The sequence below is a fragment of the Pedobacter ghigonis genome (assembly GCF_903166585.1).
In the GTDB taxonomy this organism is placed as follows: domain Bacteria; phylum Bacteroidota; class Bacteroidia; order Sphingobacteriales; family Sphingobacteriaceae; genus Pedobacter; species Pedobacter ghigonis.
Genome location: NZ_CAESCM010000009.1, coordinates 123,700 through 147,122, shown reverse-complemented (window position 1 = coordinate 147,122; position 23,423 = coordinate 123,700). Strand labels below are relative to the sequence as shown.

Here is a 23,423-nt window from a genome sequence, read left to right as displayed (position 1 = left end):
TTTAACTAAATTTAACCAGCATATCGGCCAAATTGCCATCGAATTTTAATTATGAAAGAAGAGATAAAATCAGTTTTCGACTTGCAGCAGCAACACAAATTTGAATTGCGCAAAACCGATGCAAAAACGCGGATTGCCAAGCTGAAACGTCTTAAACAGGCGCTAACGGATTCGGAAGCGGAGATTTTTGCAGCACTCAAAGAAGATTTACGCAAAAATCCTTTCGAAAGTGCTGTTACCGAACTGTATTTTACCTATGCCGAAATAGACCACGCCATAAAAAAACTGAGGGGCTGGATGAGGCCTAAAGCGGCGGGCAAAACTTTAAGCAATTTTTTTGCCCGCAATAAAATTTATTACGAACCTAGAGGTGTTTGCCTCATTATTGCTCCCTGGAACTACCCTTTGCAATTGATGATGAGTCCGCTGGTATCGGCAATAGCTGCTGGTAATTGTGCGATTCTTAAGCCTTCTGAAATAAGCGCAGCAACGGCCGGGCTTATCAGTAAACTTATTGCAAGCACATTTGAACCCAGAGAAATTGCCTGTTTTGAAGGTGACGCAGCTGTTTCTACAACATTGCTGGAATTGCCCTTTGATCATATTTTCTTTACCGGCAGTACTGCTATTGGCAAAGTGGTGATGGGGGCTGCGGCGAAGAACCTGACTTCTGTTACGCTGGAGCTTGGCGGAAAATCGCCAGCTGTTGTAGATGGCACCTGCGATTTAAAGAAAGCAGCAGAAAAAATTGCCTGGGGTAAATTGGTAAATGCCGGGCAAACTTGTATTGCGCCTGATTATGTACTGATTGACCAAAGCCTGGAGGCCGGTTTTGTAAAGCATTACCAGGCAGCGGTAGAGAAAATGTTTTTTGCGCATTCAGAAATTAATAAGAACGATTATGCTAAAATTGTAAACCCAAAGCAGTTTAGCCGTTTGCATAAACTTGTTGATGCTGCTGTGGCAGAAGGTGCAATTGTAGCCTTTGGCAGTAAGTTTGACGAAAAGGATTTAACCATAACACCAACACTTTTAACTGCTGTAACCGAAAATAGTGCGATTATGCAGGATGAAATTTTTGGTCCGGTGTTGCCGGTTGTTGGATATAAACATTTGCAGGAAGCAATTGATTTAATAAACCGGAAGCCAAAACCTTTAGCTCTTTATATTTTTTCGGATAGCACGGCTAACCAAAATAAAATCATTACCGAAACCAGTGCCGGCGGAACCTGTATAAACGATGTACTGGTGCATATCAGTAATCCTAATTTACCTTTTGGAGGCGTTAACAATAGCGGCATGGGGAGCTGCCACGGTATTTTTGGGTTCAAAAACTTCTCGCACGAAAGGGCAGTGGTTTTCCAATCGAAACTTGGGGTAACCAAAATGATTTACCCACCCTATGCACCGAAAGGGGGATTGCTAAAGTGGCTGAAGAAGTTGATGTGATCATTTTGATTATCTTGCTTAATTATAGATCTTTGCAGTTAAATTGAAATGATGAAAAAACGCCCCTATCTATCAATATTCTTTATTTTGATAAGCCTAATCGGATGTCAAAAGGAAAAAACTCCACTTCAATCACCAGAACTTTCTGATTTCAAACTAAGTGCTGTAACAGAGGGACAGTCATCTTTTAAACTTATAGATCCAAAAAGTAAAAGCAGTGGAGCTTTCTACTTTAGAACAAATGATCCATCGCTGGTTACTATTCAGGACAATATCGTTACGATTAAGAAAAGTGGTACCTGTACTATAACAGCAATACAACAGCAAACCGAAAATTTCCGTAGAGATTCTATTACCGCGACCTTGGTAATCGCTCCACGACTTTTGCCTATAATTGGTACCCTTGTAATACCTGATAAAAAAGTAACTGATCCTCCTTTTCTGCTAACCAGGCCTAAAAGTATTAACGATGGAGAAATGATATTTCAGAGTGATAATACTGCTGTTGCAGTTGTTACGGGAGATCTGGTAACTATTAAAGGAGCAGGTAAGGCAATTATTACCGCTAGCCAGGCCCAGTCTGGTATTTATGCTGCACAAAGTGTTTTCGCCAATCTTGTTGTTACTGATGCTGTTGTGGCCGAAGCATTGACAGATGTAGATGGGAATGTGTACATGGCTGTAAAAATAGGAACCCAAACCTGGATGATGGAAAACCTGCGGACAACACATTACAGAGATGGAACCATAATACCAAATGTAACGGGAAATGCTGAGTGGGGGATACAATCAAATGGTGCTTATTGCAGTTATGATAACAATTTAGATAAGGGTAAATTATATGGACATTTATACAATTGGCATGCAGTAAACAATACCCGTCAGCTTGCGCCAAGAGGTTGGCATATTCCAACCAGCGCCGAATGGGTTATTTTGTATAACTACATTGGTGGAGACCGTTACAGTGGCGATAAAATTCAGGAAAGCGGAACTAGTCACTGGTCAAGTGATACAGGTGCTTCAAATATTACAAAATTTACGGGTTTGCCTGGAGGAAAGCGGAGTGGCGACGGTAAATACGAGAGTCTTTCTTTAGATGCTAACTGGTGGACTGCAACAGCTAAATCTGGAGGAACAGCATGGTATTATAATTTATATGTGAAAGGCTACATAGAGGCTGGAGAAGGACTTAAAAATATGGGTTACTCCATAAGGTGTATAAAGGATTAAATAATGGATATCGAGCAACTTAAATACCCCATCGGTCAGTTTTCTATGCCGGCCATTTTCGATCAAAAACAAATTGATGAATGGATTGCTGAAATTGAGGCCTTACCCGGGCAGCTTAGAAAAGCTACCGAAGGCTTAACGGATGAAGATTTAAACCAAACCTACCGGCCAGGTGGCTGGACTTTAAGGCAGGTTGTTCATCACATTCCCGATAGCCACATTAATGCCTATATCCGTTTTAAGCAGGCCATTACCGAAGATGTGCCCGTAATCAGGCCGTATTACGAAGAGCGATGGGCCGAAATAGGAGAGGCGAAAAACGGTGATATCGAACTTTCTCTTGCTTTAATCGCAGCATTGCATCAGCGCTGGGTTACCTTTTTAAAAACACTTCAACAAGCCGATTTCCAGCGCAAATACATCCACCCCGAGCATGGTAAAGAACTTACTTTGGCCAATATGCTGGGCATGTATGCCTGGCACGGCAAACACCATTTAGCACACATTACCAATACCATAACAAAATGAAAAATACCCGTTTAACTTTACTGACCTTGTTGCTTATTGGTTTTTCGACTTTGGCGAATGCCCAAAAAGCACCTTCCAAAACCTTAGCTTTTGTTTTAGGCTCCTGGGAAATGCAAACGTCCAAGGGGAAAATTGTAGAGCAATGGGTGCGAAATCCGGATAAAACGCTGAGCGGCAAAAGCTACCGCATTAATGCGAAAGGAGATAGTACACTTACCGAAACCCTTAAAGTTAGAAACGTTGGAAAAGATACTTTTTATTGCTCAACCGTAAACGGACAAAATGAAGGTAAAGAAGTGTGTTTTAAACTGATTTCTACCACAGATCAGACTTACGTTTTCGAGAATAAAATGCACGATTTCCCGCAAAGAATTGTTTACCAGGATAAGGGCAAAAGAGAAATGCTCGCCTGGATTGAAGGCGAGCTTAATGGTAAAAGCCGAAAATCGGAGTTTAAGTACATAAGGAAATAACTACATCAGCACCAGCATCGCGGCACTCATCGCAATCATAATGGCATCTTCAACAATGGTAACGGTGCTCATGGGCAGGTTGAAAACAGCACCCAAACAGGCACACTGAATTTTTTTCTTGTTCAGCACGCTTTCTAAAACGCCCAAAACACTAACCGTCATTACAATTAGAGTAACCCAGTTAACCGCTACGGGAGATAGGTTTAAGGCGAACGATAGGCCTAATCCCAATTCGATGAATGCATAGACATAACCCCAGGCACTAAACTTTTTGGCAACGATATCGTACATGGCATAGCTTTCGGCAAATGCTTTTAAATTGAGCATTTTGAAGAAAGAGAAAGTAAGGAAAAACCCCGCCATGAAAATACGCATGAAAACCATAAAATCCACCACTCCGTTTTGCAAAGAAACAATTAATGAAACCGCAGTAACATAGCCAAAAATAAGCAAAATGGGTTTATAGGTTGCTGCCCACGATTTGGTTTCTTCTACCATTTCGTTGTGTGCAACTGGCGAGATCTGATATTTGCTGTCTTTGCCCCCTAAAGCATCTTGCAGAGTGGCTAAGCCAATGTGCTTATCCATGCTAATGGTGGCCGAGTTGCTGTCTTTCAAACCCTCGACAGAAGTGATATCAGGAAAAACAAAAAGATTCTTTTTTATTTTATTTTCGCAACCGCCACAAGTCATGCCGGTAAGTTGATAGGTATGTGTCATGTTATAAATTTTAAACAAATTTACCTCATCCGGCACCCGGATCCGTTACAGAATAACCATAAAGTTTTATAGAATTTTGGATTCTGCCATGCTGAACGTAGTAAAGAATCTTTTACTGTTTAGAGAGCAGGTATTCTTCATTTGCAGATGCTTCGTGCCTCAGCGTAACAACCGTATTATCCCACTAAAACCGATGTCATGGTTAGCGAACCGCCAACAGCTTTATCGTTAAAGAAAGTAATCTCTTCCTGTTCGTTTTTCAGGCCAAGGGTATAAATCAAGGGTAAATAATGCTCCGGAGTTGGGATGGCAAGCATGGCATCCGGACCTAAATTCCGATAATTCATTAAAGGTTTATGGTCGCCGTTTGCAATCAGGTTTTTGAATTTATCATTCATTTCGTTAGCCCAATCGTAGCCACCACCATTAATCATTTCCCAGCTTAACATGCGCAGGTTATGCACCATATTGCCACTGCCAATTACCAGAATACCTTTTTTACGCAAGGCATAAATTTCTTTGGCAATTTCGTAATGCTCCTCGGGTGCTTTAGTGTAATCGATACTCAATTGCAGCACGGGGATATTGGCTTCGGGATACATGTGCCTTACAATGGTCCAGGTGCCATGGTCTAAACCCCAATCGTGGTCTAAGCCAACTGCTGTGCTATGGACTAGCGATGGGATTTCTGCAGCAAGTTTAGCATCGCCATGGGCAGGATACTGCACATCGAATAAGGCCTGCGGAAAGCCACCAAAGTCGTGGATGGTAGATGGAAAATCCATGGCAGTAACAAAGGTGCCACGCGTGTACCAATGGGCCGAAACCACGAGTACAGCTTTCGGAACCGGAATATGTTTTGCCAAATCGGCCCAACTCTGGCTAAACTCGTTGTGCTCAATACCGTTCATGGGCGAGCCATGACCAATAAATAATGTTGGCATTAAATCCGTTTGAGGCAAACGCTGAGTAAAGTTTTTGAATTGAGATAGTGCAGACATAATATCGTGTTTGTTTAATCAAAATTTAAAGGCCGTCTTCCTGAACTTGTTTCAGGATCTGACGAAAGAGATTCCGGGACAAGCCCGGAATGACGATAGGGTATATTATTTTCCCTGAACAAACTCCAGGTTTAATTTAATGGCAACATCTTTAGCTACGCCAGCACCAGTGGGATCGTATTTAATGTTATAATCTAAACGGTTAATGGTTGTGGTGGCGCCAAAACCTGCTTTTGTATTGCCTTGCTGGTCTTTAGCGGTTCCGCCGTAAACTACCGCAAATTTTACATCTTTGGTTACATCGCGGATTGTCAATTTACCACTTAACTCGTAATTGTTACCGCTCAATTTTTTTAAACCAGTGCTTTCGAATTTCATGGCTGGAAATTTCTGTGCATTGAAAAAATCGTCCGTTTTCAAGTGATTGTCTCTCATGTCGACACCCGTGGTAATGCTGGCTACATCAACCGTGAAGTTGATTTTTGCGTCCGTTAAATCGGGTTTAGCTGCAGTAACTGTTCCGTCAAATTTTTTAAACGAACCATCAACAAAAGAAATGCCCATGTGCTTAACCGAAAAGTTAACAAATGAGTGCATTGGATCAATTTTCCAGGTTGTTTGAGCGAAAGAAGCCACGCTGATTGAGGTAGCTATCAGGAATAAAAATAATTTTTTCATGTCTTGTTCTTTTTCAACAAAAGTACGCTGACATTCAGAAGGATAGTCTTGATGTATGTTAAGAAAACACAAGGTTAAATTTCATCGAGCGTTTTGCGTTTATTGGCCGTTTTGGCTTTATAGGCTGATGGGGTAAGATCTGTTACTTTCTTAAACTGCGCCGAAAGATGGGCCACACTGCTGTAGTTGAGTTGATAAGCAATTTCGCTAAGCGTGAGCTCGCCGTAGGTTAACATTTCTTTTGCCTTCTCTATTTTCTGCGCAATGAAATACTTTTCGATGGTTTGCTTTTCAACCTCCGAGAAAATAAGGCTAAGCTGTGGGTACTCGAGCTTAAGTTGCTCGCTTAAATAGGCAGAAAGATTAATTTTTAAAGGCGTTTTTGAATAGTGTACCAGGTCGATGATGGAGGTTTTAATCTGCTCGGCAATTTGAGTTTTCCTGTCTGCTAAAAGCTCAAAGCCAAAAGGGTGTAAGGCTTCGCCGATGCTCAGCTTATCAGCCGCACTGATGCTTTTGGAAAGAACAACGTCGCCCAGTTCGACCGAAACAGGGTTAAAGCCAAGCTTCTCCAGCTCGGCCTTAACCACCATTTTACAACGGTTGCACACCATATTTTTGATATGCAGGTGCATTATTTCGATTTAATGGTTTCTGAAACATCACCACAATCAAACATCATGCTGCCATAGTAAGGGTTTTCGATGTTTTCTTTTTCGTTTAACCAGCTGGCCTTAGCCATTGGGCAATGCTGTACATAAACCGTAGCATTATTGAATTTAATGCTTTTAACTGTTTTAATCATCGCGTAAGAAATGCCTTCGAACGATTTACGTTGCGCTTTAATATCTTTTCCGGCAGCAAGCTCAGCAGCTTTGGCTTTGATTATCTTCGCCTGCTCCATCCAGGGCATGTGCTGCGTTGCAGGCAAGTCCTTGTGCGGAATAGCATCAACTTTAGCCGATAAAGCCTTGGCCTTTTCAGCGGCAAGGTCTTTTTTGTCGGTGGCCAAAGCATTTTTAACGTCGTAATAAGCAGTTAAAAGCTGATTAAAAGCTGCATCTGTTTTACTTTGTGCGAAAGTTAGTTTTGTAGTTGCGATGGCAATTATTGCCACCATGATCATTATTTTTTTCATGAGATCTTTATTTTAATACGTTAAAAAAATTAAATTCTGCCCTTAGCAGGTACATGTTTTTGGTGTAACGGTTAGTCATATTTCCAGCTGCCTGAAAACGATAACCCAAATCAATCCGTGTGGTGCTGTTCAAAATAACCTGGAGCGCGGGCGCTAAATCCAGGTAAGATTGGCCTGTACCGGGGTCGGTTTTACCCAGCATTTCAAAATAAACATTAAAGTTCGGCTCTTTATAGTTTTTATATACAAATGGTAAAACCAGGTAACCCGATGATAAACTGTAAGAAAACATGTTATTTGGTCGTGGCATGCCCGCAATTTGCCTGTCATTATTTTCGAAGGCATGCGCATAACCCAATGTTGCCGATAAGGCCAGTTTATGCAAAAGCTGCGTAAAAATTAAACCACCCTGAACACCACTGTTGTCGCCTTCTAAATTGATATCACGGGTAAAGGTTGGCCGCCTGCTGGTGCTTATCCGGCCAAAAGCTGCTGCCCTGAGGTGACTATGCGTTTCGTCTATCGATAGAAAGCGGTATTTTGCATATAAGCTTCCGCCTTCCAAACGGTATTTGCCGTCCATATCCGAAAGAAAAGCCTGTGCATGGGCCATCAGGTTTTTATTGAATCCGATCATCACCTCTGGGATGGTACGGCTCACAAAACCGGGATTGTTGAATATGCCCTCGTTGGTAATGCGTACCCCAATCGATTTTGTAGGCATATTACTTGCCGGCTCGGTAAAAACGTATAGTTCCTGACCAAAAGCATGATTAAAAGCACCGGCCACTACCAGTGCTAAAATTAATATCCTTTTCATGGCTTAAGAAAGCACTAAATGGTAAACCCTGGTTTTTTTGCCGTTAACTACGCCCGTACCGCTTGCATAGGCATCAGAATTAACCGAAGTAGCCTGCTTTTTGAATGCTGCACCCGAAATGAAATTTTTATCAATAACCGATGCTTTTACGGTACCGTTAAGGGTTTTGTTTTTGGCGTTTACAAAACGGTAAACGTTTCCATTCACAATGGCCTGACCTTTATCGTCAACCTTAACCTGGTCGAAAGTGAAATCAGCAGTTAAACCACCAACTGAGAAACCGGCATCCTGAACTTTTTTACGTACCAGGTCGAGGTTAATGTCGGCACCTTTTTTAAAGGTAAGCACGAAGATATTTTTGTTTAAATCTGGTTTTACCGAGTTGATGAAACCTAATGTTTCCAAAGATTTCTGTGTAGCGTTAGAGCACATCGAGCAGGTTAATCCGGTAACCTGTAAATCGGCAGTTGATATTTGTTGCGCCGAAGCATTAACGGCGAAGAAAAGCATAATAATGCTGAATAATTTTATCGTTTTCATGATTTTTTTGAATTGGAATTAAACAATCCGTCTATCCGACGGAGTTTTTTTTAATCAGATTTCTAATTCCCGTCAGTTCATCCGATAGCTATCAGATTGAAATGACGGAAGGGATAAAATCCTAATTCCTGAAAATACAATTGAAAACATGCAGGGCAACCCGCGCAGAAAGCGGAGGAGCCTTGTTTGAGATTTTACTGAAAAAATCGGGACTGATGTTCGAAATAAACTCCAGTACCGGCGGGTGAATAAACAGCTGGATAGAAAAAAGCTTTGGCATTTGTATTTGTGCCTCTGCTTGGTGACTATCCTTAACTTTTACGGTTACCTGGGTGTTTTTGCAGCAGCCGTCATCTTTCTTCTCTGCAGGAATTTCTTTGCAGAATTTGCAGGAAACTTCATTGCTGAAGATTTTTACGTTTGCCAGCTTACCACCGCAAAAGTGTAAACTTAAAGCCAAACCCATCACACTAACTGCATAGAATACAGCCAAAGAAAGTGCTATTTTTTGTTTGAGCTTCATAATTACAAAGGTAAAGCAAAAAATATCGATTTATAAGGGCATTTATTTATTGAATTTCATTTTTTAGCTTAATTTAGCCTCAAACACCTTTTTAATGAAGAAAATTTTACTATTCCTCTGCACTTTTTCGATGCTTACCGCTTTTGCTGCGAAACCTAAAAATCAATATGTGCGCATTAAAACCGAATATGGCGAATGCATTGTGAAGCTATACAATCAAACACCTTTGCATCGCGATAATTTTCTTAAATTGGTAAAAGAAGGCTACTATGATGGTGTGCTCTTCCACAGGGTGATTAAAGATTTTATGATTCAGGGCGGCGACCCCGATTCTAGAAATGCCAAACCAGATTCTTTATTGGGAGAGGGCGGACCAAAATATACTATCCCGGCCGAGTTTAACGATAGTTTGTTCCATAAAAAGGGAGTTTTGGCTGCGGCCAGGGAAGGAGATGACGTTAATCCGCGAAAAGCATCGAGTGGAAGTCAGTTTTATCTGGTACAGGGAAAAGTTTTTACCGATGAGCAATTGAATAATGTAGAGCAAAAACGCCTGAAGTTTAAACTACCTGAGTGGCAAAGACAGGTGTATAAAACCATTGGCGGTACACCCCATCTTGATCGCAACTATACCGTTTATGGTGAAATTATTTCCGGATTGGAAATGGTTGATAAAATCGCAGTACTGCCCACAGATAAAAATAACCGCCCAAAACAGGATGTGAAAATGGAAATTACCGTTTTGAAGAAAAGAGAAGCGAAAAAAATTGAGAAACAGTTGTTGCAGGCTTCTTTGAAAGATAAGCTCATCATGTAAGGCGATTAAAGCAAGTATTTGTCTGCAAGGTGGTTTTGCCGCTTGTTATTAGCCCTAAGTGGTCATTATTTGGATAGGGCAGAACAGGGGGCTTGAATCTGATTATATGTCTCGCTGCGGTATGGTCAGAATAGGCGGCTGCACGAACGAAATTTCTACTTACCTGTCATTAATTGAATCCAATTACCCGGCATTTATTCAATTAATTTCTAAATTTACCGCCCACAACAATTGAAACTTAAAGATGAAAATCATCTCCTATAACGTAAATGGGATTAGGGCTGCCAGTACCAAAAACTTTTTTGGCTGGTTACAGGCTACCAATGCCGATATGGTCTGCTTGCAGGAAGTAAAAGCTTTACCATCACAGATACCCGAAATTATTGCGCTTGTTGAGCAGCTGGGCTACCATCATTACTGGTTCCCCGCCGAAAAAAAGGGATACAGTGGCGTGGCGATTTTGTCGAAAATTAAGCCTAACCATGTGGAGTATGGCTGTGGAGAAGAATGGATAGATCGGGAAGGCCGCATTTTAAGGGCCGATTTTGACGGTTTCTCTTTAATGAGCCTTTATATGCCTTCCGGATCAAGCGGTGATGAAAGGCAGGTTAAAAAGTATGAATTTATGCGCTTTTTTGATGTCTATATCGGAAAACTTCGCAATCAGATCCCGAATTTAATTGTAAGTGGCGATTATAACATCTGCCATACCGCGATTGATATCCATAATCCAAAATCAAATGCCAATTCATCAGGATTTTTGCCTGAGGAACGCGAGTGGATGCAGTTATTTTTAGACAATGGCTTTATCGATACTTTCCGTCACTTTAACAAAGATCCGCATCATTATACCTGGTGGAGTTACAGGGCAGGCTCGAGGGGTAAGAACCTGGGCTGGCGTATCGATTACCATTTAGCTACCCGGCCAATGGAAAACAGGTTAAAGAACGTGAGGATTTTACCGGATGCCGTACATTCCGATCATTGCCCTGTGCTTTTAGAGCTAGATTAAGTATTTGGTTAACTGGTCAATTGTTTGAGCCGGTTAACTGTAAACAACACTTAATTAACCAATTTATACAGTTTCAACAATTAACCATCTGGCAAATGCTAATCACCAATATAAAAGGCCTTGTTGGCTTACATCCAAAAAGCAAACTGATGCTTCGCGGCAGCGAACTGAACGATTTACATGTGCTGGAGAATGCCTGGCTCTTAATTGAAAACGGTTTGATTAAAGATTTTGGTGAAATGGCCGCTATTCCATCCTCCATTTCCCATCTTCCGGCTTACAACGCCAGCGGCAGGTATGTTTTTCCTTCCTGGTGCGATAGTCACACCCATATTGTTTTTGCAGCTACGCGCGAGGAAGAATTTGCCATGAAAATACAAGGCAAAACCTACGAAGAAATTGCTGCGGCCGGTGGCGGAATTTTAAATTCGGCCAATAAGCTGCAAAAGGCTACTGAAGATGAGCTGTTTGAAAGCGCTTCGGTAAGGCTTAAGCAAATGATCCTTCAGGGAACAGGAGCAGTAGAGATTAAAAGTGGCTATGGCTTAACGGTTGAAAGTGAAATTAAAATGCTCCGTGTTATCAAGCGCCTGAAAGCGAGTTTTCCGGTTCCGATAAAGGCTACATTTCTGGCTGCACACGCTTTCCCGGCTTTATATAAGGATGATCATGAAGGTTATATTAATCTCATCATCAACGAAATGTTGCCCGTTATAGCAGAAGAAAAGCTGGCTGATTATATTGATGTTTTTTGCGAAAAAGGATTTTTCTCCGTAGCCGAAACCGACTGGATTTTAAAAGCGGGGGCTGTGTACGGCTTAAAGCCAAAAGTTCACGCCAATCAGCTATCTGTTTCGGGGGCGGTTGAAGTGGCGGTATTAAACCATGCTGTTTCTGTCGACCATTTAGAAGAAAGCGACGAAGCGACCATTGCGGCTTTACAAAATGCCAATACCATGGCAACATTATTGCCTTCCTGCTCGTTTTATTTAGGTATTCCGTTTGCTGATGCCAAAAGCTTTATCAAGGCCAATTTACCGGTAACATTGGCAACTGATTACAATCCGGGTTCTACACCATCCGGAAATATGAATTTTGTAGTTGCCTTAGCTTGTATTAAGCTCAAGATGTTTCCCGAGCAGGCCATTAATGCAGCTACTTTAAATGGTGCGGCCGCAATGGAAATAAGCGAAAATTATGGGAGCATCGCCATTGGTAAAAAGGCCAATTTGTTTATCACCAAGCCAATGCCATCAATCGCCTATTTGCCTTATAGTTTTGGCGAAACATTAGTAGACCGGGTTATTTTAAACGGAGAAATTTATAATGGATAGCTTTAAAATATATAGGCAGCAGGATATCGACCAACTGGTTATTAACCGTGATGGTGAAACCAAACTCGGTGAAAAGGTGGTGTCATATCCTTCCGGTGATGATTTTGTTTCGACGGCTGTTTTAGCCGGTAGCGAAGCTAAGTTTGTGCTTTTAGGCATTCCTGAGGATATTGGTGTACGGGCTAATTTTGGCATTGCAGGTGCGGCATCTGCCTGGCGTACAAGTTTGGTTACCTTTTTGAATATTCAAAGCAACCGGTTTTTAAAGGGGGATGAAATTTTAGTCCTTGGTCATTTTGAAATTGAGGAACCAACAGATTCGTCGGTTGCTGGACTGAGGAAAAAGGTCGAAGAAATCGATAACCTGGTTTATCCGCTTATTGAAAAAATTGTTGCTGCAGGGAAAATCCCGGTTGTTATTGGTGGAGGGCACAACAATGCTTTTCCTTTGATTAAAGGCACTGCATCGGCCAAAAATGCACCAATTAATGTGGTGAATATTGATGCCCATGCCGATTTGAGAGCGTTGGAGGGCAGGCATAGCGGAAACGGATTTTCTTATGCTCTAAAAGAAAATTACCTCAATCACTATTTAATGTATGGTTTGCATCAAAATTACAATAATGAGGCTATTTTAAACCAGATTGAAACCAATCCGAAGCTTGATGCGGTATTTTTTGAAGATATTTTAACCGGAGAGGTAGATTTTAATGTTTTTTTAAGCAAGACTGAAGGTGCATTAGGGTTGGAGATAGATGTAGATTGTATTCAGCATGTGCTGTCAAGCGCCGAAACACCATCTGGTTTTGCCGCAAACGAAATTAGGAAACTGATTTTGAGCAGTAACAGGCAGTTTGCTTATCTCCACATCTGTGAGGGCGCAACGCGTATGCTGGATGGGCGCGTAAGCAGGTTAACCGCAAAATTGATTGCTTATTTAGTGAGCGACTTTGTGAAAGCGCAAAAGTAAGTTTAATGTTGCTTCACTTTCTGGTGAGGAGATGCTGAAACGAATCCGATAGCTATTGCATCAGCATGACGAATATCGTTACAGATGTTCGGCCTCGTATTTCTCGCCAGCTTTTAACATGAGTTCAATCTGCTTTAAATCATCGGCAGTCAGCTCTTCCTTCTCTTGCAATTCGAACACGGCAATCATATTGTCTTCGTACTGCTTTTCGGTTTTAATAATGATCTCCTGTGCCATTTTAACTTAAAATTTTATTATTGCTGTTGGTGTTATGCAAAAATCCAAACGGATGTCGTGTTCGTTCACATCATCTATTTTTTCAATTGCAGGGTACAAAGATAAGCCTATTTTCTGAGCATTTATATTTTGCAGAAAGCGATCGTAAAAACCCTTGCCATAACCCGCGCGGTAGCCTTGTAAATCGAATGCCAGAAGTGGAACAATAACCAGGTCAATCTCTCCTTGATGCAGTTTCCCGTTCTGCGGTTCGAGAATCTGATTGGTGTTTTTCTTTAAATCCGCTAAGCCAATGTATTCGTGATGGGTCATCAGTGCCGTTTCGAAATCGGCCTTGGGTACAATAATTTTAATTTCAGGATGGTTTGTAGTCAACCAATTGATCAGCAGAAAAGTATCAGGCTCTTTCTTTTCGGTAATTGGTAGGAAGATATGAATGCTTTTAATTTTGCTAAAATCGAGCGTTTTAAACTGATTTAAGAGCGCTTGGTTGAGCTCCTGATAGGTAGCGTCGTCTAGTCGTAACCTATCTTTTAATGCTTGTTTTCTGATCTCGGCTTTTAGCATAATCGTAAAGGTAAATATTTTACAGACCTGTAAGGTTTTTAAAACCTTGCAGGTCTAAAGAACCGAAATAAAAAAGCCTCTAAAGGTTTAACTTCAGAGGCTTTCAGGTATTTTGTTTAAATTATTTTACACGCTCAACGTAGTCGCCGGTGCGGGTATCAATTTTAATTTTATCGCCCTGGTTAACGAACATCGGAACTTTAACTTCCACGCCATTTTCAAGCGTAGCTGCTTTTAATGCGTTTGTAGAAGTATCGCCTTTAACTGCAGGCTCCGAATAAGTAATTTCAAATTCAGCAAAGTTTGGTAATTGTGCCATAATTGCTTCGTCGCTTTCCATCGAAACAATGATGTTCATACCTTCTTTTAAGAATTTAATTGCCGAACCGAATAAAGTTTTTTCAACGTTAAACTGCTCGTAAGAGTTGTTGTCCATTACTACCAGGTAGTTACCATCTTCGTAAAGGTATTGGTAGTCGTTAGTTTCTACACGGCAGATTTCTACAGCCTCGTCGGTATTCATACGGGCTTCTACAATCCTACCTGTTTTAATGTTACGGAATTTACCGGTGTAAAATGCACCACCTTTACCTGGTGTGCGGTGATTCCATTCGTCAACAGTAACCAGTTCGTTGTTTACGCGAAGAATGTTACCTGTTTTAATTTCTGATGCTTTAGCCATATGTTGTTATCCTGAATTGGATTTTATATTTCTGTTTTTTGCGTTGGCAAAGGTAAAATTATTTTAATAAAAACCTATAAAGGTTTAAGGCATAAGGCTTAGGGTCTAGCCCGTTGTAAGCCTTTGCTTTTACTATTTTACTCTTTCCATATAATCGCCGGTTTTGGTATCAACCTTAACCTTATCACCCTGATTGATAAATAAAGGCACCCTTATTTCTGCACCGGTTTCAACAGTTGCATATTTTTGGGCACTGGTAGAGGTATCGCCTTTAACGGCAGGTTCGGTATAGGTAATTTCAAGCTCAACGCTGTTGGGCAGCTGGGCTACAATAGGTTCGTCGCTTTCGAATGCGATGGTTACATTCATGCCTTCCTTTAAGAATTTGATTGCGTTGCCGAAAAGAAGCTTTGGGATATTGTGCTGGTCGAAAGTGTTATTGTCCATCACCACCAGGTAATCGCCATCTTCGTAAAGGTATTGGTAATCGTTGGTTTCTACGCGGCAAATGGTAACCTCTTCATCGGTACGAAAACGGTACTCTACAATTTTGCCTGTTTTTACGTTCCGCATACGTGCCTGATAGAAAGCCCTTAAATTTCCGGGTGTACGGTGGATATATTCTTCAACACTTACCAACTCTCCGTTAAAACGAAGCACGTTTCCGCTTTTTACTTCTGATGCCTTTGCCATTTGATAATAAAATATTGTTTTGTCAATTTTTGAACGCCAAAGTTAAAAAAAATGGTTCATTGGTTCAATAGTTATTGGTTCATTGCGATGGGCACATAACTTAGACCTGGCAGGTTTGATCAGCTGTTTGGGAATTTAAAACCTGTGAGGTTTTTTCGCCCGAAAAAACAGCGTATAAAAGAAATGCCTTTGGGAACCACTCCAAAGGCATAATCAACCTAAACCTCAAACTAAACTATGAAAAACTCTTTGCCTTTGCAGGCGTATATTTTTGATTCTGCCAAAGCAGAAGTTTAATCTTTTCCTTGAAGAGATAAATTTAATATTTGTTTCTCTTTTTGGTGGTGCAAAGGTAAGAACTATTTTTCAATTACAAAATATTTTTTGAAAAAATTATTTATAATACAAATGTATGACAAAAAAGGCGTTTTGTATGCCGGGTTTTGGGTGTTTAATTTACTTGTAATCAGCAATTTGAATTTGGTGATTGCAGAATTCGTATTCCTGGATTTGGTTCGATCCAATTATGGTTAAGCGATCTTTCCCAAAATTTTCAATCAGTTCGCGGTACCAATTCATTCCCTGAAGGTCTAAATTGCTGGTTGGTTCGTCTAAAAATAAAATTGGTGTATCGGTACAACAGGCCAAAGCTAGTTTGGTTCTTTGTTTCATTCCAGAAGAAAAGTACTTAATTTCTTTGTTTGCCGCTTTTTCAAGTCCGAGGATACTAATCAGGCTTTTGGCATCAACGCCGGGCGCAAAGTTTTTAAACTTGAAATGAAAATCAATGATCTCTTTTAAACTGAAAGTTTCTACCAGTTCGAGGTAGGGCGCAGCCAGACTAATGTATCTGTAAATGTTTTCTACTGGTATATCGGTGCCTTGAGAAAATGAAATTTCTCCCTCCGAAGGAGATAAGCTCCCGGTTAATATGCTCAGCAAAGTAGATTTACCAGATCCGTTTGGCCCAAGAATAGCATAGCTGTTGCCAGCACTAAATTCTGTACTCAGGTTTCTGAAAATCCATTCTTTGTTAAACCTCCGGCCAACGTTGTTTAAGCTTATTTTCATTTATTTGGGGTCAAGTATCAGGTATAGAATATCATGTATCAAGCGCTGTAGAGGTATTGAGTTGCTTTAACATGCAAACGCTATTGTCAACACCGATATATTGTCCGTAGTTTGGGGTGATCTTGTAGCCTGCCCTTTGATACAGGGCAATGGCTTCGGGTTGTTTTTTGCCGGTTTCTAACACGCAATCGCTAAAACCAATTTCGGTAGCCCACTTTTCGAGTTCGTTTAATATTTGAGCCGCAATGCCTTGTTTTCTGTAGTCGGGGTGAACAAACATCCGTTTTACTTCGGCCTGGGTGGCGGAAAATGGTTTGATTGCGCCACAGCCTACGGCATTATTGTTCTGGTAAGCTACAACCACTTCCTTTATGGTGTCAACTTTGTTGAACTGCGCATAAAAAGCATGTTCATGGCCATCTCTAACCGCTAAATCCTGATCCAGTAAGGCCACCAGCTTTCTAAAGTCGGCTTGATCTGAATCTACTCTGATTAGCGTTAAGTCACTCATGAATGTTTATTTTGAGTTTAAGGCAAAGTTTTGCCCTCTGCCTTAAACTATTCAGCCTTTTATCTTTATTAGCTTCCCATTCCAAAGCCCTTCATCACCCCACGGTTTGAGTTGCGGATAAAATCTACAATCTCATCGCGGATTTCGGTAGGCTTGAATTCAGCTTCGATCATATCCAAAGCTTTGGTTACGTTATTGTGTTTAACGAAAAGTACGCGGTAAATTTCCTGTATTTCGTCAATTTGCTCATTGGTGAAACCTCTTCTGCGCAAACCAACAGAGTTGATGCCTGCATAAGAAAGCGGCTCACGTGCAGCTTTAACATAAGGCGGAACATCTTTACGCACCAAAGAACCACCGGTTACGAAAGCATAAGAACCTACTTTAACAAACTGGTGGATAGCCACCAGGCCTGCAAGTACCACGTTATTGCCAATGGTAATGTGACCTGCTAACGTAGTGCTGTTAGAGAAAATACAGTTGTTTCCTACTTCGCAATCGTGCGCAATGTGCGAGTAAGCCTGGATTAAGCAGTTGCTGCCAATCACCGTTTTCCATTTATCTTTGGTACCACGGTTTATGGTAACACACTCCCTGATGGTGGTGTTGTCGCCAATTTCTGCTGTGGTAATTTCTCCGGCAAATTTTAAGTCCTGTGGCTCGCCTGAAATAACGGCACCAGGGAAAATGCGGCAGTTTTTACCAATGCGTGCACCATCCATAATGGTTACGTTCGATCCGATCCAGGTTCCCTCTCCAATTACAACGTCTTTATGTATCACTACAAAAGGTTCGATTACCACGTTTTCGGCAATTTTTGCCTGAGGATGTATATATGCTAAAGGTTGTATCATTATTGAGCGGGTTCTGCTTGTTTAACTTTTGAAATTTGGGCCATCATTTCGGCTTCGACAACGATTTTTTCGCCAACCATACCCACACCTTTCATCTGGGCAATACCCCTTCTGATTGGCTCAAGTAAATCGCAGCGGAAAACAATGGTATCGCCCGGAAGCACCTGTGCCCTGAAACGTACGTTATCTATTTTTAAGAAATAAGTGAGGTAGTTTTGCGGATCGGGAACGGTGCACAATACCAGGATTCCACCCACCTGTGCCATGGCCTCAATCTGAATTACCCCCGGAAAAACCGGTGCACCAGGGAAGTGCCCTTTGAAAAACTCTTCGTTCATGGTTACGTTTTTAACACCCACCACGTGGTTTTTCGAAAGTTCTAAAATTTTATCTACAAATAAGAAAGGTTGACGGTGAGGCAAAATCTCCATGATCTGAACCACATCAAATACGGGCTTCGCACTCGGATCGTAAACTTTCTGTACTTTTTTGTTTTTCTCTTTTTTAATGGCTGCCTTAATTTTTTTAGCGAAGGCAACGTTAGCGGCGTGACCCGGACGGGCTGCCATAATATGGCCTTTTAAGTGCATGCCAACCAAAGCTAAATCGCCAATCATATCCAGTAGTTTATGACGGGCAGGCTCGTTTTGGTAGCGTAGCTCCATATTGTTTAATATCCCCTGTGGGGCAACATCTATGTCTTTGCGGTTGAAAAGCTTAGCCAGATGACTCAATTCATCTTTGGTAACTTCTTTATCTACAATTACAATGGCGTTGTTTAAATCGCCGCCTTTAATCAGGTTGTGCGATAACTGGTATTCTAATTCGTGCAGGAAACAGAAAGTACGGCACGAAGCAATTTCTTTTTTAAACTCGGCAATGGTGTTAATGCCGGCATGCTGACTGCCTAAAACAGGCGAGTTATAATCAATCATACAGGTAAAGCGATAGTCGTCAAGCGGCATGGCCACAATCTCTACTTTCCTGTCTTCTTCTGTATAGGTAATGTTGTGAGGGATGGTGAAGTACTCGCGATCAGCGTTTTGCTCTACGGAGCCTACTTCTTCCAATAAATCGACAAACTGGATTGAACTGCCATCCATAATCGGGGTTTCAGGCCCGTCTAATTTGATTAGCACATTATCGAGATCCATACCGATTAATGAAGCCATTACGTGCTCTACGGTGCTTACGCTGGCGCCGTTTTGGGTAATGGTAGTTCCGCGCGAAGTATCGGTTACATTGTCAGCATCTGCTTCGATAATTGGGTGCCCGTCTAAATCGATGCGTTGAAATTTAAAACCATGATTTTCGGGGGCGGGGCAAAAGGTTAAAGTAACATTAGCGCCTGTGTGTAAACCAACACCAGATGCTGATATTTCTTGCTTAATCGTTTTTTGTCTAACGTTCATTGTGTAATGTATTCTTTTCCAGTTCAGCTGTAAGCTTTTTCAATTCCTCTTCGAGTGCGTTAATTCTTTTTTCTACATCGGGGAGGTGTTTGAAAATTACCGATGCGCGCATCCAGTTGCGCAATGGTTGGGCAGGACTGCCATGCCATTGTTTATTTTCTTCTGTAATGTTAAAGTTAATGCCTGCCTGGGCTCCAATTTGAGTGCCTTTGGCTAAGGTTAAATGGCCTGCAATACCAACCTGGCCACCCACAACACTGTTAGGACCAATTTTTGTACTTCCTGAAATGCCTGATTGTGCAGCTAAAACAGTGTTTTCGCCAATTTCCACATTATGGGCAATCTGAATCAGGTTATCAATTTTTGCGCCTTTTTTAACAATGGTCGAGCCCATGGTTGCACGGTCTACAGTGGTATTGGCACCAATTTCTACATCATCTTCAATTACAACATTTCCTATTTGAGGGATTTTATTGTAAGTGCCGTCTTTTTGAGGGGCAAAACCAAAACCATCGCTTCCGATAACTGTATTGGCATGAATAATTACGCGGCTGCCGATTACCGAGTTGTGGTAAACTTTAACGCCCGGATAAAAAGTAGTGTTTTCGCCAATTTTAGAATGTGCGCCAATAAAAACCTGTGTATTTATTTTACAGCCATCGGCAATTACAGCATGCTCTGCTACATAAGCGAAAGCATCAATAAAAACATTCTCCCCAATTTTTGCAGTGGGGTGCACGAAAGCCATTTTATCAATACCCGTTTGTGTGTTTTGTGCATTTACCGCTTCGTTGTATTTATCCAGCAGAATAGTAAAAGCACTATATGGATTTTCTACACGCACCAAAGTGCTGGTGTAGGGTTGTGTTGGGGCAAAATCTTTAGATACGATTACAACTGATGCCTGAGTAGAATACAAAAAGTTTTCGTACTTAGGATTGGAAAGAAATGACAAAGAGCCTTCCTTTCCGTCTTCTATTTTAGAGAGTTCGGTAACGGCTACGTCGGGGTTACCATCTATGGAACCGTTCAGAAACTGACTTATCTGCTTGGCAGTAAATTGCATCGTACAAAGGTAAATGTTAAATTGATATGAACAAAAAAACCTGCAAAGGTTAAGCTGTGTATATTTTACACAATAATAAGACTTAAAACGGCAGTAAAAGTTAAATATTTTGTTAAATAAGCTTAAATGCCCCTGGGGTAACAGAGGATATATTTTTCTACTGTTTTCTGCAGCGATTCGAGGTTTGATAAATCCGAAGCTTTTGCAATATCAACAATGTTGTTATTTTTCATTAAAATCTTAATATTGCCAACGCCTGCATTGTATGCGCGGTTTTGGATCGTATCGGTAAAAACAAAATAGCGGGCTTCTTCGGGTTTAATCTGCAGTAAATTAACCGCTGCATCCTGTAAAAATGCAAGCCGGTCGGCCTTTTCCATTTCGTTACCCATCTCCACTTTATACAGGTTACGCGAGGTAAGCATATTGCAAAGGGTTGATAAAATTTTATCGGGATGCTTTACCCAAACTTTAACAGCTGCGTAGATATCCTGATCATCAAGATTGGTAAAATGTTCGAGGTTTATGTGTTGTTCGAAAAAGTTGCCTTCGTTAATGTTGTGCTTCAAAAAATGATTTAATGAGGGTGAAGCAAACAGTTCTTCGCCTCTGGCCGATAGCTCTTTGGCCCGTTCAAGCAATTTGACCAAAATCATCTCGCCTGCAATAACGGTTTTATGCAGGTAAACCTGCCAGTACATCAGCCGGCGGGCAATCAGGAATTTTTCGATAGAGTAAATACCTTTTTCTTCAATTACCAGGTCATCATCGTAAACGTTAAACATTTTAATAATGCGGTCGAAGCTGATTACCCCTTCGCTTACACCGGTAAAGAAGCTGTCGCGGTTCAAATAATCCATCCGGTCTAAATCGAGCTGACCCGAAATTAACTGGTGTAAAAACTTTTTAGGATAGGTACCGTTAAAAATCTCGATGGCATGTGTTAAGCGTCCGTCGAAATGGATATTCAGGTCGTTCATCAGCTTAGCCGAAATGTCTTCGTGCTTAATACCTGTAACCAGCGAATGTTCGAGTGCGTGCGAAAAAGGCCCATGACCAATGTCATGCAGTAAAATGGCCAAAATGGCGGCTTCTTCTTCACCTTCGGTAATGTCATGTCCTTTGCTTCTTAGCAGGCTAATGGCCAAACACATCAAATGCATGGCGCCCAGGGCATGGTGAAAACGGGTGTGCAATGCTCCAGGATAAACCAAATGGGTCATGCCCAGTTGTTTAATGTAGCGCAGCCGCTGGAAATAGGGATGCGATATTACATCGTAAACTAAGGCCGATGGTATGCTGATGAAACCGTAAACCGGATCATTTATGATTTTCTTCTTGTTCAATCGTTAAAAATAGTTAAATAGACAGATACGGTACAAAAATTGCTATTTTTATTTAGAGTTTGATTTACCTGCCAAAATTAAAAGGCAATACATACCTATTTTTACATAAACATGCAAGAAACTAAGATATTATGGGCCGATGATGAAATCGACCTGTTAAAACCACATATATTATTGTTAAATGATAAAGGTTATAATGTAACCACATTTACCAACGGGAACGATGCGCTCGAAGCATTCGGAAAATCACATTTCGACCTGGTATTTTTAGATGAAAATATGCCGGGAATGAGTGGAATTGAAACGCTTGGAGCCATTAAAAACCTGAATCCGGATGTGCCGGTGGTACTCATTACCAAAAGTGAAGAAGAAAACCTGATGGAAGATGCCATTGGGAGCAAAATCGATGATTATCTGATTAAGCCGGTTAATCCGAAACAAGTACTGCTAACCATTAAAAAGCTAATTGATAACAAGCGTTTGGTGAGCGAAAAAACATCGATGGCCTACCAGCAGGATTTCCGCCGTTTGGGCATGACTCTTGGCGATAAACTGAACTACGAAGAGTGGGTGGATGTTTACAAAAAGATTGTTTTCTGGGAGCTGGAGCTGGAGAAACTGGATGACCCGCAAATGCACGAAATTTTAACCATGCAGAAACAGGAAGCCAATACACAATTTTCGAAATTTGTTGAGGAGCACTATTTAGGCTGGATTAAGGAAAAGGATAAAGCGCCCTTGTTTTCGAACGAGCTGTTAAAGAAGAAGGCTTTCCCGCACATTAACGAAACTACCCCTGTGTTTTTTATCCTGATCGATAATTTGCGTTACGACCAGTGGAAAATCATTAACCCTTTAATTTCGGAGTACTTCCGTATTGATGAGGAGGATATGTACAGCAGTATTCTGCCAACGGCAACCCAGTATGCCAGAAACTCCATCTTTTCGGGCTTAATGCCTTTGGATATGGAAAAACGTTTCCCTCAGCTTTGGCAAAATGACGACGATGAGGGCGGAAAAAATATGCATGAAGAAGCATTTCTGGCCGATAACATTAAACGTACCCTGCGCAGGGACTGCAAATTCAGCTACAATAAAATTTTAACTTTTGAGCAGGGTAAGGATTTGGTAGATCAAACCAACAACCTGTTGCAAAACGATTTTAATGCCATTGTTTTCAACTTTGTTGATATGCTGAGCCATGCACGTACAGATATGCAGATGATTCGCGAGCTGGCCAACGATGATGCCGCCTACCGCTCGTTAACCTTATCTTGGTTTGAGCATTCGCCGCTTTGGGATTTGTTGAAGAAAATATCGCAGAAAAAAGTTAAGGTAATCATCACCACCGATCATGGTACCATCCGCGTTAAAAAGCCCGTTAAGGTTATTGGCGATAGAAGCACGAATACCAATTTGAGGTATAAACAGGGCAGAAACCTGAACTTTAACGCTAAAGATGTTTTCCTGATTAAAAACCCGCATGATGCCATGTTGCCAAAAATCAACATCAGCAGCAGTTATATTTTTGCCCGCGAAGACAGTTATTTCGTATATCCGAACAATTACAACCAGTTTGTAAATTACTATAACGAAACCTTTCAGCACGGCGGGATTTCGCTCGAAGAGATGATTATTCCGGTAGTTACCTATTCGCCGAGATAAAACACCCGGTACAAGAAGAAGCCCAATCTACAAATTGGGCTTTTTTTTGCCTTGCCCTGTAATTATTTCTACAGTACATGGACTGG

The 23,423-nt window shown here is 41.2% G+C and carries 27 protein-coding genes; 9 read left to right on the top strand and 18 right to left on the bottom strand.

The features are described from left to right. Positions 1-51: 51 nt before the first annotated feature. From HWV58_RS14305 to HWV58_RS14290, 4 genes are read left to right on the top strand one after another with little or no spacing between them, the layout of a single operon-like run. Complete coding sequence (locus HWV58_RS14305; RefSeq protein WP_175634756.1) at positions 52-1,449, top strand: aldehyde dehydrogenase family protein; 1,398 nt, start codon at positions 52-54, stop codon at positions 1,447-1,449. Between the two features lie 48 nt (positions 1,450-1,497). Beyond that, entirely contained in the window at positions 1,498-2,679 is a 1,182-nt protein-coding gene (locus HWV58_RS14300; protein ID WP_175634755.1) for a fibrobacter succinogenes major paralogous domain-containing protein, read from the top strand. A gap of 3 nt (positions 2,680-2,682) precedes the next feature. Next, the gene (locus HWV58_RS14295) at positions 2,683-3,207 is read left to right on the top strand and encodes a YfiT family bacillithiol transferase (RefSeq protein ID WP_175634754.1); all 525 of its coding nucleotides are present in this window, start codon (positions 2,683-2,685) and stop codon (positions 3,205-3,207) included. Further along, positions 3,204-3,680, top strand: a complete 477-nt coding sequence (locus HWV58_RS14290) for a DUF6265 family protein (RefSeq protein WP_175634753.1) — start codon at positions 3,204-3,206, stop codon at positions 3,678-3,680. Before HWV58_RS14295 ends, HWV58_RS14290 begins: the two co-directional genes overlap by 4 nt. On the opposite strand, the gene HWV58_RS14285 is transcribed toward HWV58_RS14290, so the two are convergent. From HWV58_RS14285 to HWV58_RS14250, 8 genes are all read right to left on the bottom strand, one after another. After that, positions 3,681-4,400, bottom strand: a complete 720-nt coding sequence (locus HWV58_RS14285) for a heavy-metal-associated domain-containing protein (protein ID WP_175634752.1) — start codon at positions 4,398-4,400, stop codon at positions 3,681-3,683. A gap of 176 nt (positions 4,401-4,576) precedes the next feature. Then, positions 4,577-5,401, bottom strand: a complete 825-nt coding sequence (gene ygiD, locus HWV58_RS14280) for a 4,5-DOPA-extradiol-dioxygenase (RefSeq protein ID WP_175634751.1) — start codon at positions 5,399-5,401, stop codon at positions 4,577-4,579. A gap of 105 nt (positions 5,402-5,506) precedes the next feature. Next, entirely contained in the window at positions 5,507-6,079 is a 573-nt protein-coding gene (locus HWV58_RS14275; RefSeq protein WP_175634750.1) for a YceI family protein, read from the bottom strand. 74 nt (positions 6,080-6,153) lie between these two features. Further along, entirely contained in the window at positions 6,154-6,714 is a 561-nt protein-coding gene (locus tag HWV58_RS14270) for a helix-turn-helix domain-containing protein (RefSeq protein WP_175634749.1), read from the bottom strand. Continuing rightward, positions 6,714-7,217 (bottom strand): DUF3347 domain-containing protein, encoded by a 504-nt coding sequence (locus HWV58_RS14265; RefSeq protein WP_175634748.1) that lies wholly within the window; start codon positions 7,215-7,217, stop codon positions 6,714-6,716. Before HWV58_RS14265 ends, HWV58_RS14270 begins: the two co-directional genes overlap by 1 nt. A 7-nt stretch (positions 7,218-7,224) precedes the next feature. Further along, positions 7,225-8,037: a transporter family protein gene (locus HWV58_RS14260; RefSeq protein WP_175634747.1), complete on the bottom strand. Its 813-nt coding sequence runs from the start codon at positions 8,035-8,037 to the stop codon at positions 7,225-7,227. Positions 8,038-8,040: 3 nt separating this feature from the next. Next, complete coding sequence (locus HWV58_RS14255) at positions 8,041-8,577, bottom strand: heavy-metal-associated domain-containing protein (protein ID WP_175634746.1); 537 nt, start codon at positions 8,575-8,577, stop codon at positions 8,041-8,043. A gap of 121 nt (positions 8,578-8,698) precedes the next feature. Further along, positions 8,699-9,100 carry an HYC_CC_PP family protein gene (locus tag HWV58_RS14250; protein WP_175634745.1) on the bottom strand — a complete coding sequence of 134 codons (402 nt, stop codon included), beginning with the start codon at positions 9,098-9,100 and terminating at the stop codon, positions 8,699-8,701. A 94-nt stretch (positions 9,101-9,194) separates the two neighbouring features. On the opposite strand from HWV58_RS14250, the gene HWV58_RS14245 reads away from it, so the two are divergent. The 4 genes from HWV58_RS14245 (at position 9,195) to HWV58_RS14230 (ending at position 13,233) form a co-directional block, all read left to right on the top strand. Further along, on the top strand, positions 9,195-9,917 hold the full coding sequence (locus HWV58_RS14245; protein WP_175634744.1) for a peptidylprolyl isomerase: 723 nt from the start codon (positions 9,195-9,197) through the stop codon (positions 9,915-9,917). A 244-nt stretch (positions 9,918-10,161) separates the two neighbouring features. After that, positions 10,162-10,929, top strand: a complete 768-nt coding sequence (locus HWV58_RS14240; RefSeq protein ID WP_175634743.1) for an exodeoxyribonuclease III — start codon at positions 10,162-10,164, stop codon at positions 10,927-10,929. Between the two features lie 95 nt (positions 10,930-11,024). Further along, the gene (gene hutI, locus HWV58_RS14235; RefSeq protein ID WP_175634742.1) at positions 11,025-12,263 is read left to right on the top strand and encodes an imidazolonepropionase; all 1,239 of its coding nucleotides are present in this window, start codon (positions 11,025-11,027) and stop codon (positions 12,261-12,263) included. Further along, positions 12,256-13,233: a formimidoylglutamase gene (locus HWV58_RS14230; protein WP_175634741.1), complete on the top strand. Its 978-nt coding sequence runs from the start codon at positions 12,256-12,258 to the stop codon at positions 13,231-13,233. The genes hutI and HWV58_RS14230 overlap by 8 nt, the downstream gene beginning before the upstream one ends. Positions 13,234-13,311: 78 nt before the next feature. Here HWV58_RS14230 and HWV58_RS14225 read toward each other — a convergent pair whose 3' ends face one another. The 10 genes from HWV58_RS14225 to HWV58_RS14180 form a co-directional block, all read right to left on the bottom strand. After that, entirely contained in the window at positions 13,312-13,470 is a 159-nt protein-coding gene (locus HWV58_RS14225) for a hypothetical protein (protein WP_175634740.1), read from the bottom strand. 6 nt (positions 13,471-13,476) lie between these two features. Then, positions 13,477-14,037: a 5-formyltetrahydrofolate cyclo-ligase gene (locus tag HWV58_RS14220; protein ID WP_175634739.1), complete on the bottom strand. Its 561-nt coding sequence runs from the start codon at positions 14,035-14,037 to the stop codon at positions 13,477-13,479. A gap of 121 nt (positions 14,038-14,158) precedes the next feature. Beyond that, positions 14,159-14,719, bottom strand: coding sequence for an elongation factor P (gene efp, locus HWV58_RS14215; RefSeq protein ID WP_124558901.1), 561 nt, complete (start codon positions 14,717-14,719; stop codon positions 14,159-14,161). Between the two features lie 132 nt (positions 14,720-14,851). Next, positions 14,852-15,412 carry an elongation factor P gene (gene efp / locus HWV58_RS14210; protein WP_175634738.1) on the bottom strand — a complete coding sequence of 187 codons (561 nt, stop codon included), beginning with the start codon at positions 15,410-15,412 and terminating at the stop codon, positions 14,852-14,854. A 456-nt stretch (positions 15,413-15,868) separates the two neighbouring features. Further along, entirely contained in the window at positions 15,869-16,483 is a 615-nt protein-coding gene (locus HWV58_RS14205) for an ABC transporter ATP-binding protein (protein ID WP_175634737.1), read from the bottom strand. Between the two features lie 31 nt (positions 16,484-16,514). Continuing rightward, on the bottom strand, positions 16,515-16,994 hold the full coding sequence (locus tag HWV58_RS14200; RefSeq protein ID WP_175634736.1) for a GNAT family N-acetyltransferase: 480 nt from the start codon (positions 16,992-16,994) through the stop codon (positions 16,515-16,517). A gap of 68 nt (positions 16,995-17,062) precedes the next feature. Beyond that, on the bottom strand, positions 17,063-17,848 hold the full coding sequence (lpxA, locus tag HWV58_RS14195; RefSeq protein ID WP_124558897.1) for an acyl-ACP--UDP-N-acetylglucosamine O-acyltransferase: 786 nt from the start codon (positions 17,846-17,848) through the stop codon (positions 17,063-17,065). Then, positions 17,848-19,260, bottom strand: a complete 1,413-nt coding sequence (locus HWV58_RS14190) for a bifunctional UDP-3-O-[3-hydroxymyristoyl] N-acetylglucosamine deacetylase/3-hydroxyacyl-ACP dehydratase (RefSeq protein ID WP_175634735.1) — start codon at positions 19,258-19,260, stop codon at positions 17,848-17,850. Before HWV58_RS14190 ends, lpxA begins: the two co-directional genes overlap by 1 nt. Further along, a complete protein-coding gene (lpxD, locus tag HWV58_RS14185) occupies positions 19,250-20,326 on the bottom strand; it encodes a UDP-3-O-(3-hydroxymyristoyl)glucosamine N-acyltransferase (protein ID WP_124558895.1) in 1,077 nt (358 codons plus the stop codon). Before lpxD ends, HWV58_RS14190 begins: the two co-directional genes overlap by 11 nt. Before the next feature lie 122 nt (positions 20,327-20,448). Beyond that, entirely contained in the window at positions 20,449-21,672 is a 1,224-nt protein-coding gene (locus HWV58_RS14180; protein ID WP_175634734.1) for an HD domain-containing protein, read from the bottom strand. Positions 21,673-21,783: 111 nt separating this feature from the next. On the opposite strand from HWV58_RS14180, the gene porX reads away from it, so the two are divergent. Then, entirely contained in the window at positions 21,784-23,337 is a 1,554-nt protein-coding gene (gene porX, locus HWV58_RS14175; protein WP_175634733.1) for a T9SS response regulator signal transducer PorX, read from the top strand. Positions 23,338-23,423 lie beyond the last annotated feature (86 nt).

Bases quoted from the DNA above. Each gene is read 5' to 3' on its own strand.
- HWV58_RS14190 (WP_175634735.1), bottom strand. From the start codon at position 19,260: ATGAACGTTAGACAAAAAACGATTAAGCAAGAAATATCAGCATCTGGT.
- HWV58_RS14250 (WP_175634745.1), bottom strand. From the start codon at position 9,100: ATGAAGCTCAAACAAAAAATAGCACTTTCTTTGGCTGTATTCTATGCA.
- HWV58_RS14300 (WP_175634755.1), top strand. From the start codon at position 1,498: ATGATGAAAAAACGCCCCTATCTATCAATATTCTTTATTTTGATAAGC.
- HWV58_RS14220 (WP_175634739.1), bottom strand. From the start codon at position 14,037: ATGCTAAAAGCCGAGATCAGAAAACAAGCATTAAAAGATAGGTTACGA.
- HWV58_RS14240 (WP_175634743.1), top strand. From the start codon at position 10,162: ATGAAAATCATCTCCTATAACGTAAATGGGATTAGGGCTGCCAGTACC.
- ygiD (WP_175634751.1), bottom strand. From the start codon at position 5,401: ATGTCTGCACTATCTCAATTCAAAAACTTTACTCAGCGTTTGCCTCAA.
- HWV58_RS14255 (WP_175634746.1), bottom strand. From the start codon at position 8,577: ATGAAAACGATAAAATTATTCAGCATTATTATGCTTTTCTTCGCCGTT.
- porX (WP_175634733.1), top strand. From the start codon at position 21,784: ATGCAAGAAACTAAGATATTATGGGCCGATGATGAAATCGACCTGTTA.
- HWV58_RS14225 (WP_175634740.1), bottom strand. From the start codon at position 13,470: ATGGCACAGGAGATCATTATTAAAACCGAAAAGCAGTACGAAGACAAT.
- efp (WP_124558901.1), bottom strand. From the start codon at position 14,719: ATGGCTAAAGCATCAGAAATTAAAACAGGTAACATTCTTCGCGTAAAC.
- HWV58_RS14230 (WP_175634741.1), top strand. From the start codon at position 12,256: ATGGATAGCTTTAAAATATATAGGCAGCAGGATATCGACCAACTGGTT.
- lpxA (WP_124558897.1), bottom strand. From the start codon at position 17,848: ATGATACAACCTTTAGCATATATACATCCTCAGGCAAAAATTGCCGAA.
- HWV58_RS14275 (WP_175634750.1), bottom strand. From the start codon at position 6,079: ATGAAAAAATTATTTTTATTCCTGATAGCTACCTCAATCAGCGTGGCT.
- HWV58_RS14200 (WP_175634736.1), bottom strand. From the start codon at position 16,994: ATGAGTGACTTAACGCTAATCAGAGTAGATTCAGATCAAGCCGACTTT.
- efp (WP_175634738.1), bottom strand. From the start codon at position 15,412: ATGGCAAAGGCATCAGAAGTAAAAAGCGGAAACGTGCTTCGTTTTAAC.
- HWV58_RS14295 (WP_175634754.1), top strand. From the start codon at position 2,683: ATGGATATCGAGCAACTTAAATACCCCATCGGTCAGTTTTCTATGCCG.
- HWV58_RS14260 (WP_175634747.1), bottom strand. From the start codon at position 8,037: ATGAAAAGGATATTAATTTTAGCACTGGTAGTGGCCGGTGCTTTTAAT.
- HWV58_RS14270 (WP_175634749.1), bottom strand. From the start codon at position 6,714: ATGCACCTGCATATCAAAAATATGGTGTGCAACCGTTGTAAAATGGTG.
- HWV58_RS14290 (WP_175634753.1), top strand. From the start codon at position 3,204: ATGAAAAATACCCGTTTAACTTTACTGACCTTGTTGCTTATTGGTTTT.
- HWV58_RS14245 (WP_175634744.1), top strand. From the start codon at position 9,195: ATGAAGAAAATTTTACTATTCCTCTGCACTTTTTCGATGCTTACCGCT.
- HWV58_RS14205 (WP_175634737.1), bottom strand. From the start codon at position 16,483: ATGAAAATAAGCTTAAACAACGTTGGCCGGAGGTTTAACAAAGAATGG.
- hutI (WP_175634742.1), top strand. From the start codon at position 11,025: ATGCTAATCACCAATATAAAAGGCCTTGTTGGCTTACATCCAAAAAGC.
- HWV58_RS14285 (WP_175634752.1), bottom strand. From the start codon at position 4,400: ATGACACATACCTATCAACTTACCGGCATGACTTGTGGCGGTTGCGAA.
- HWV58_RS14305 (WP_175634756.1), top strand. From the start codon at position 52: ATGAAAGAAGAGATAAAATCAGTTTTCGACTTGCAGCAGCAACACAAA.
- HWV58_RS14265 (WP_175634748.1), bottom strand. From the start codon at position 7,217: ATGAAAAAAATAATGATCATGGTGGCAATAATTGCCATCGCAACTACA.
- lpxD (WP_124558895.1), bottom strand. From the start codon at position 20,326: ATGCAATTTACTGCCAAGCAGATAAGTCAGTTTCTGAACGGTTCCATA.